The sequence below is a fragment of the Mycobacterium sp. genome (assembly GCF_019247635.1).
Lineage (GTDB): Bacteria > Actinomycetota > Actinomycetes > Mycobacteriales > Mycobacteriaceae > Mycobacterium.
This window is the reverse complement of the sequence record NZ_JAFBAR010000043.1, coordinates 23,576-31,097: the sequence shown is the minus strand read 5'-3', so window position 1 is coordinate 31,097 and position 7,522 is coordinate 23,576. Positions and strand designations below refer to the sequence as shown.

Sequence of the window (7,522 nt, the reverse complement as noted above, 5' to 3'; positions counted from 1 at the left end):
CGTGATCGTCTTGCCCGAACCGGGCATCACCAGCGTGGGCCGATCTTCATAGGCCGTCATCATCTTGGCGGCCTCTTTTTTATCGTCCTCGTCGGGTTCTGGCTTTTCGGTGAGCGGACGATCGCTTTCGCCGTCGCCTTTATCGGCCGGTTGCTTTTCCTCTTGCCTGTCTTCGGCGCCAGCGTCGTCGGCCGGTTCGTTGTCCCGGTCGTTGTCCTGCTCGCCCATGCTCTTGCCCCTTACTGGAGTTGCAAATCTTGCGTCGATCTTTCGCGGGGTTACCCAATGTGGCGCTGTGTCGAAACTCGCGTTATCGCGATCAGCGTTTGGCCAGCGAGGCCAGCGGGATCCGCCTCGCTCGGGTGCCGAGCCTCGCGCGGTATGTCAGTTCGGCTTCGGGAAACTGACGCCGGTGAGCTGCTCGGAGAGCTCCCACAGGCGCTGGCAGTCCGCTTCGTTGCGGGCGGGGGCCGGCACTTTGGCCTCCGTCACACCACCGCCGGCGGCCTCGTAAAAGCCGCGCGGTCCGTAGTAGGCGCCGCCGTCGGCGTGCGGGGCGGTGGCGGCGTACAGCGCGGGCAGGATTCCCTCGTCGATCTCCTGCCACAGAAAAGGGGTGAAACGCCAGGACAACTGGTAGAACCGCGCCATCAGCGCCGGTTTTTCGCGGCCATGGGACGGCCCGCTGATCTGCAGGTTCGTCTTGGTCAGCCCGGGATGTGCGGCGTTGGAGACGATGCCCCAGTTGGCCGCACGGCTACGCCGGTCCAACTCCAGGGCGAACATCAGGACTGCCAGCTTCGACTGACCGTAGGCGGCCATCGGCGCATACGACTTCTCGAACTGTGGGTCATCGAAGTGGATGCGGCCGCTTTGACGGGCCGCCAAGCTGCTAAGCGAGACGACCCGAGCGCCGTTGGCGGCCCGCAACAGCGGCAGCACATGCGCGGTCAGTGCGAAATGCCCGAGATGGTTGCTGCCGAACTGCAATTCGAAGCCATCGGCCGTGGCGTCACGCTTGGGCGGCGTCATCACGCCGGCGTTGTTGATCAGGATGTCGATCGCGCGGCCCTCGGCGTTGAGTTGTTCGCCCAACGCAGCGACGGAGGCCAGCGACGATAGGTCGAGGGCCTTGATGGTCAGCTTCGCGTCGGGGACCGTCGTCCGGATCTGCTCGATCGCGGCCTCACCCTTGCCGCGATTGCGGATGGCCATCACGACGTCGGCGCCACCGGCCGCGAGCCGACGGGCCAGCCCGAACCCCAGCCCGCTGTTGGCGCCGGTGACGACCGCCAGCTTTCCCGACAGATCTGGCACCGCGGCGACGAGGTCGTTGGCCATCCGAATCACTCCTTCCCCGGCTGCGCCGAGATTGCGTGTGTCCTGCGCAGCTCGCCGTCCGCGAATTCGCGCGGCATCCTGGTCGGCATGGCCCTGTACTCAGGAGCCAGGTGCATTCCCGGTCCGGTGGCGGCGTTGCTGGTCGGCACGTTACCGGCCGCTGCGTTTCCGGCCCCATCGTGGTGGTGGCTGGCCTGGTTCGGCTTGGTGCCGCTGCTGTTGGTGGTGCGGGCCGCGCCGACGCCCCGGGGCGCCGCGGTCCGGGCCTGGTGCGGTGTGGGCGGATTCGTGCTGGCTACGCAGTACTGGCTGGCCCTCAGCATCGGTCCGATGTTAGCGCTGTTGGCCATCGGATTGGGCGCGCTGTGGCTGCCCTGGGGGTGGTTCGCGCATCGGCTGTTGTCGACACCGGTCACCCCCGCGCGCACGGTGGCCGCGTTGATGGTGTTGCCCGCGGCATGGGTGCTGGCCGAAGCGGTCCGGTCATGGCCGGCCTTGGGGGGTCCGTGGGCGTCGCTGGGTGCGTCGCAATCCAACCAGCCCGTCACCCTGGCGTCGGCGTCGCTGGGTGGCGTTTGGTTGACGAGTTTCCTTGTTGTCGAGGCGAATACGGCCATCGTCGCCGCGATCGTGCACCGCGACGTGTCCGGCAGGCTGGTGGCGGTGGGCTGCGCGGTCGCGTGCGCGGGCGTCGGCCCGGCGTGGTACCTGCTGGGGCCCGCGCCCGCCTCGGCGCCGACGCTACGCGTGGCGCTGGTGCAGCCAGGCAATATCGCCGATTCGAAAGCCCGGCAGGCGGCCGGTGAGGCGCTGACCGCGACGCTCGCCGACCAACGACCGGACTTGGTCGTCTGGGGCGAGAGCAGCGTGGGACAAGACCTCGCCAGCCAGCCGGAGGCGCTGGCCCGCTTGGCGCAGCTGTCGCGGCGGGTGGGCGCTGATCTGCTGGTCAACGTCGACGCGCCCGCACCCACCGGGGAAATCTCCAAATCCGCGGCGCTGATCGGCCCGGACGGGATAGTGGGCAGCTACCGTAAGACCCGCCTCGTCCCGTTCGGCGAATACGTGCCCCTGCGGCCACTATTCGGGTGGACCACCCGCTACACCAAGGTCGCCGCCGAGGACCGGCAGCGGGGGACCGGGCCGGCGCTGCTGTGGGCCGGGGCGCTGCCCATCGGGCCGCTGATCAGCTACGAGACCACCTTCTCCGACCTCGCCCGCCGCGAGGCCCAACTCGGTGCCAGGCTGCTGGTCTATCAGAGTTCGACCTCGTCTTTCCAGGGCAGCTGGGCGCAGCCGCAGTTGGCCGCCCAGCCCGCGGTGCACGCCGTCGAGGTGGGACGCCCGGCGGTGCACGTCGGGTTGTCCGGCGACAGTTCGGTCTTCGACGCCCGCGGCCGCCGGCTGGCCTGGTGCCCGGCGGACTACCGGGGTGTCGCCGTGGTCAGCGTCCCGCTGGCCACGACTACCACGCCCTACCAACGGCTCGGGGATTGGGTGCCGGCGATGTCCCTGGTCATCGTGTGTGGCGGGCTTGCGATGCTGGTGAGCGGTCGACTCGCCCGCGTGACAGACTGCGTGGATGAGTAGCCGCCGGCTTGCAAAGCTGTCGCTGTCCACCGCCATCCTGGTGATCATCGTCTCGGTCATCGGCTTCATCGTCACCTTGGTGCTCAACGCGTTCTTCCTGGACGACTACAACGCCTACGGCGAGGTGCCGATCCCGGGGTCGGCCAGCGTGCACCTGCCCGCCGGTCAGGTCAACGCCAGCCTGCACACCGTGGTGATCGGCGGTGGAAACGGCGGCCTGCCCGTACCCCCGCTCGGGATCACGATCGCTCCGCCCGACGGGGTGCCGCAGCCGACGGTGACCGAAAGTTACGGCAGCACAACGACGGTCAACAACGATGCGCATGTGCGGGTGTGGGTGGTTCAGGTTCCAGTCGAGGGCACCTACAACATCACGACAGACGGTCAGGTGAACGGATACATCAACCCGCGCCTCGCATTCGGCCATTCGAGCTCGTTGGGTTTCCTGGTGTGGGTATTCGTCGGCACGTTTGTGGCGGGCCTGATCGGGTCGATCCTGGCGGGCAGGTGGGTGGGCCGCGCACGGCGCAGGACGCTAGCTGCGGCGAGCCCCTACGTGCAGCCGTCCTACGTGCCGCCCGCTCAGGCTTACGAACCCAGCGGCGAGGGGGTCAGGCTGGAGCGGCTCAAAACGCTTGCGGCGCTGCGAGATTCCGGGGCCTTGACCGAAGCGGAGTACGAGACCGAGAAACGCCGGATCCTCGACGAACTCTAGTTCCCCCGGGGCTCGCGACCGTGCGTGTCTGTGCAGTGACACGCCGTTGTGGCTGGCATTTTGCGCACGCTGACGAGCCGAAAGCTCAGTGCCCCCGGGCCACCCATTCCTCGTAATGGACGATCTCGTCGCCGACGGTGGTGCTGTCCCCGTGGCCGGTATGCACGACGGTGTCGCCCGCCAGTTTGCCGAGCCGCTCCGAGATCGACTGCAGGATCGTGGGGAAGTCCGAGTACGAGCGCCCCGTCGCGCCCGGCCCGCCGGAGAATAAGGTGTCGCCGCTGAACACGACACCGAGCTCGGGCGCGTACCAGCACACGGATCCAGGGGAGTGGCCCGGGGTGTGCAGCGCCCGCAGTTGGGTGCCCGCGACGGTCACCGTGTCACCGTCGGAGACGGCACGAAAGTCGTTGTCCGGGTGAGTCATCCGCCACAGCACGTCGTCAGCGGGGTGCAGTAACACGGGCGCGTCGAGCGCCTTACCCAGCTCGGGTGCCACCGTCACGTGATCGTTGTGGCCGTGCGTGCAGACCACGGCAACCACGTTGCGGCCCTTGACGGCCTCGAGGATGGGTGCCGCGGAGTGGGCGGCGTCGAACACCACCACGTCGGAGTCATCGCCGACCAGCCAGATGTTGTTGTCGACTTCCCAACTGCCGCCGTCGAGTTCGAACGTGCCGTGGGTGATTACCCGCTCAATTTCAGGCATTACAACACCACCACCGAGCGCAGCACCTTGCCGCCGTGCATCTTGTGGAACGCGTCCTCGATGTCGCCCAGCCCGATGCGTTCGGAGACGAATTTGTCCAGCGGAAGGCGGCCCTGCAGGTAAAGGTCGATCAGGGTGGGGAAGTCGCGTTCGGGCAGGCAGTCGCCATACCACGACGACTTCAGCGCACCACCGTGGGAAAAGAAGTCCACCAGCGGCATGTCCAGGCGCATGTCGGGGGTGGGCACACCGACCAGCACGACGGTCCCGGCAAGGTCGCGGGCGTAGAAGGCCTGCTTCCAGGTTTCGGGCCGGCCGACCGCATCGATCACCACGTCGACGCCGAACCCGTCGGTGAGGTCTTGGATGGTCTTGACGACGTCGAGTTCGCGAGCGTTGACGGTGTGTGTGGCACCGAATTTGCGGGCCCAGTCCAGTTTCGTGTTGTCGGTGTCCACCGCGATGATCCGCTTGGCGCCGACGAGGGCGGCTCCGGCAACGGCCGCATCGCCGACCCCGCCGCACCCGATCACCGCGACAGTGTCGTCGCGGCTGACGCCACCGGTGTTGATCGCGGCGCCCAGCCCGGCCATCACACCGCAGCCCAGCAGTCCGGCGACCGCCGGGTCGGCCTCGGGGTTGACCTTGGTGCATTGACCGGCGGCCACCAGGGTCTTGTCCGCGAAAGCCCCGATGCCCAGCGCCGGGGTGAGTTCGGTCCCGTCGGTCAGCGTCATCTTTTGTTCGGCGTTGAAGGTATCGAAACAAAGGCTGGGCCGGCCGCGTTTGCACGCCCGGCACTGCCCGCACACCGCGCGCCAGTTCAGGATCACGAAGTCGCCCGGCTCGATCGCCGTCACTCCCGGCCCGACAGCTTCGACGGTGCCCGCGGCCTCGTGGCCGAGCAGGAACGGGTATTCGTCGTTGATGCCGCCCTCGCGATAGGTCAGGTCCGTGTGGCAGACGCCGCATGCCGTGATGTCAACCACCGCCTCGCCGGGACCTGGATCGGGGACGACGATGTCCACCAATTCAACGGGCGCACCCTTTTTCCGCGAAATCACACCGCGCACTGTTTGACTCATGGCGTCCAACCTACTGGCCGTCGCCATACACCCCGAAGCCACCCGTCCACCCACAAGTTGCGGCGAAGGCCGCGTCCGGATCCGGTGTAGCGTCGCTGTCTGTGGCGGCACGGGAAACCACCGAAGAATTCAGTCAACGGATGGTTGCAACCCTCGACGCCGCCAGCGTGGCGCTGCTCATCAGCGTTGGACATCAGACCGGGCTACTGGACACGATGGCCGGTTTGCCGCCCGCCACCAGCGCCCAGATCGCCCAAGCCGCGGGCCTGAACGAGCGCTATGTCCGAGAGTGGCTGGGCGGCATGACGACCGGACACATCGTTGACTACGAGTCCAAGGAAGAGTCCAAGGAAGAGTTCAAGCAAGAGTCCAAGGAAGGCACTTACTCGCTGCCAGCCCACCGCGCGGCGGTGCTGACGCGCGCGGCCGGACCGAACAATCTCGCCGTGGTGGCCCAATTCCTGCCCCTGCTAGGCGAGGTCGAACAGAAAATCATCGGCTGCTTCCGCGCGGGTGGTGGCCTGCCCTACAGCGAATTTCCGCGCTTCCACGCGCTGATGGCCGAGGAGAGCGGCGCGGGCTTCGACGCCGCTCTCGTCGACGTCGTGTTGCCGTTGGTCGACGGCCTCCCCGAGCGCTTGCGGTCGGGAGCCGACGTGGCGGATTTCGGTTGCGGCAGCGGTCACGCCGTCAACGTGATGGCGCAGGCGTTTCCGGCCAGCCGGTTCACCGGCATCGACTTCTCTGACGACGCCATCGCGGCCGGCCGCCGGGAAGCGGGCCGCCTCGGCCTGACCAATGCGACCTTCGAGAGCCAGAACCTGGCCCAGTTGGACAAGGCCGAAACCTACGACGTGATCACCGTCTTCGACGCGATCCACGACCAGGCCCAGCCGGCGCGCGTGCTGGAGAACATCCATCGAGCGCTGCGCCCAGGCGGTGTCTTCTTGATGGCCGACGTCAAGGCGTCGAGCCGCCTCGAGGAAAACATCGGCGTTCCGATGAGCACCTACCTCTACGCGACCTCGCTGATGCACTGCATGACCGTGTCGCTGGCTCTCGATGGGGCCGGGCTGGGGGCGATGTGGGGCACCCAGTTGGCCACCTCGATGCTCAGCGAAGCCGGGTTTGACGATGTGCGGGTAGCCGAGGTCGAGTCGGATCCGATCAACAGCTACTACATCGCCTGGAAACCGGCCAGGGAATCGGCCGGCAAGCCGACCCGCCCGACCTGATGGCAGCTCTGGACGTCCTGAACGACTGGCCGGTCTCGGCCGTTGCCGCTGCGGTGATCGGGCCCAACGGCGTGCTGGCCGCCCACGGCGACACTGCGCGAGCCTTCGCGCTGGCCTCGGTGACCAAGCCGGTGGTCGCCCGCGCCGCGCAGATCGCGATCGAGGAAGGCGTCGTCGACCTCGATACTGCGGCCGGCCCGCCCGGGTCCACGGTTCGTCACCTGCTCGCGCACACGTCGGGCCTGGCGATGCATGCCAATCAGGTCCTGGCCAAGCCGGGCAGCCGCCGGATGTACTCGAACTACGGCTTCACCGTGCTGGCCGAGACCGTGCAGCGGGAGTCGGGCATCGCATTCGACCGCTACCTGACCGAAGCGGTCTGCCAGCCGCTGGACATGACCGCAACACACCTGGACGGCGGCGCTGAGGCCGCCGGGTTCGGAGTGACGTCCACGATCGCGGATCTCGCGTCTTTCGCCGGTGACCTGCTGCGTCCGTCGACGGTCTCGGCGCAGATGCAGGCCGACGCTACGACCGTGCAATTTCCCGGCTTGGACGGCGTTCTGCCCGGATATGGTGTGCAGCGGCCCAACGACTGGGGCCTGGGTTTCGAGATCAGGGATTCGAAATCACCGCATTGGACGGGCGCTCGGAACTCGGCGCGAACCTACGGCCATTTCGGCCAAGCGGGCGGGTTTATCTGGGCCGATCCCGAGGTCGAGGTGGCGCTGGTGGTTCTCACAGACCGCGATTTCGGGGAGTGGGCCATGGATTTGTGGCCCGCGATTTCCGACGCGGTGATAGCCGAGCAATGCCCGTGAAAAACGCAGACTAGCGCAACACGGGT

General features: G+C 67.4%; 7 protein-coding genes and 1 pseudogene. 4 read left to right on the top strand and 4 right to left on the bottom strand.

What is annotated here, in order from left to right:
- Positions 1–228, bottom strand: a pseudogene (locus tag JO236_RS06470) (hypothetical protein); the annotation flags it as partial.
- 156 nt (positions 229–384) lie between these two features.
- Positions 385–1,341: an SDR family oxidoreductase gene (locus JO236_RS06465; protein WP_293326339.1), complete on the bottom strand. Its 957-nt coding sequence runs from the start codon at positions 1,339–1,341 to the stop codon at positions 385–387.
- Positions 1,342–1,428: 87 nt separating this feature from the next.
- Here JO236_RS06465 and lnt point away from each other — a divergent pair, with 87 nt between their 5' ends.
- A complete protein-coding gene (gene lnt / locus JO236_RS06460) occupies positions 1,429–2,931 on the top strand; it encodes an apolipoprotein N-acyltransferase (protein WP_293326337.1) in 1,503 nt (500 codons plus the stop codon).
- Positions 2,924–3,646, top strand: coding sequence for an SHOCT domain-containing protein (locus JO236_RS06455; RefSeq protein WP_293326334.1), 723 nt, complete (start codon positions 2,924–2,926; stop codon positions 3,644–3,646). The genes lnt and JO236_RS06455 overlap by 8 nt, the downstream gene beginning before the upstream one ends.
- Positions 3,647–3,731: 85 nt before the next feature.
- On the opposite strand, the gene JO236_RS06450 is transcribed toward JO236_RS06455, so the two are convergent.
- Positions 3,732–4,355 (bottom strand): MBL fold metallo-hydrolase, encoded by a 624-nt coding sequence (locus JO236_RS06450; RefSeq protein WP_293326331.1) that lies wholly within the window; start codon positions 4,353–4,355, stop codon positions 3,732–3,734.
- A complete protein-coding gene (locus tag JO236_RS06445; protein WP_293326328.1) occupies positions 4,355–5,440 on the bottom strand; it encodes an S-(hydroxymethyl)mycothiol dehydrogenase in 1,086 nt (361 codons plus the stop codon). Before JO236_RS06445 ends, JO236_RS06450 begins: the two co-directional genes overlap by 1 nt.
- 140 nt (positions 5,441–5,580) lie before the next feature.
- Here JO236_RS06445 and JO236_RS06440 point away from each other — a divergent pair, with 140 nt between their 5' ends.
- Together JO236_RS06440 and JO236_RS06435 are read left to right on the top strand one after the other, a co-directional pair.
- Positions 5,581–6,675, top strand: a complete 1,095-nt coding sequence (locus JO236_RS06440) for a class I SAM-dependent methyltransferase (RefSeq protein WP_293326341.1) — start codon at positions 5,581–5,583, stop codon at positions 6,673–6,675.
- Complete coding sequence (locus tag JO236_RS06435; RefSeq protein WP_293326326.1) at positions 6,675–7,496, top strand: serine hydrolase domain-containing protein; 822 nt, start codon at positions 6,675–6,677, stop codon at positions 7,494–7,496. Before JO236_RS06440 ends, JO236_RS06435 begins: the two co-directional genes overlap by 1 nt.
- The last annotated feature ends 26 nt before the right edge of the window (positions 7,497–7,522 follow it).

Excerpts from the sequence above, each read along its gene's own strand:
- JO236_RS06435 (WP_293326326.1), top strand. The coding sequence starts at position 6,675 with ATGGCAGCTCTGGACGTCCTGAACGACTGGCCGGTCTCGGCCGTTGCC.
- JO236_RS06440 (WP_293326341.1), top strand. The coding sequence starts at position 5,581 with ATGGTTGCAACCCTCGACGCCGCCAGCGTGGCGCTGCTCATCAGCGTT.
- JO236_RS06465 (WP_293326339.1), bottom strand. The coding sequence starts at position 1,341 with ATGGCCAACGACCTCGTCGCCGCGGTGCCAGATCTGTCGGGAAAGCTG.
- lnt (WP_293326337.1), top strand. The coding sequence starts at position 1,429 with ATGGCCCTGTACTCAGGAGCCAGGTGCATTCCCGGTCCGGTGGCGGCG.
- JO236_RS06445 (WP_293326328.1), bottom strand. The coding sequence starts at position 5,440 with ATGAGTCAAACAGTGCGCGGTGTGATTTCGCGGAAAAAGGGTGCGCCC.
- JO236_RS06450 (WP_293326331.1), bottom strand. The coding sequence starts at position 4,355 with ATGCCTGAAATTGAGCGGGTAATCACCCACGGCACGTTCGAACTCGAC.
- JO236_RS06455 (WP_293326334.1), top strand. The coding sequence starts at position 2,924 with ATGAGTAGCCGCCGGCTTGCAAAGCTGTCGCTGTCCACCGCCATCCTG.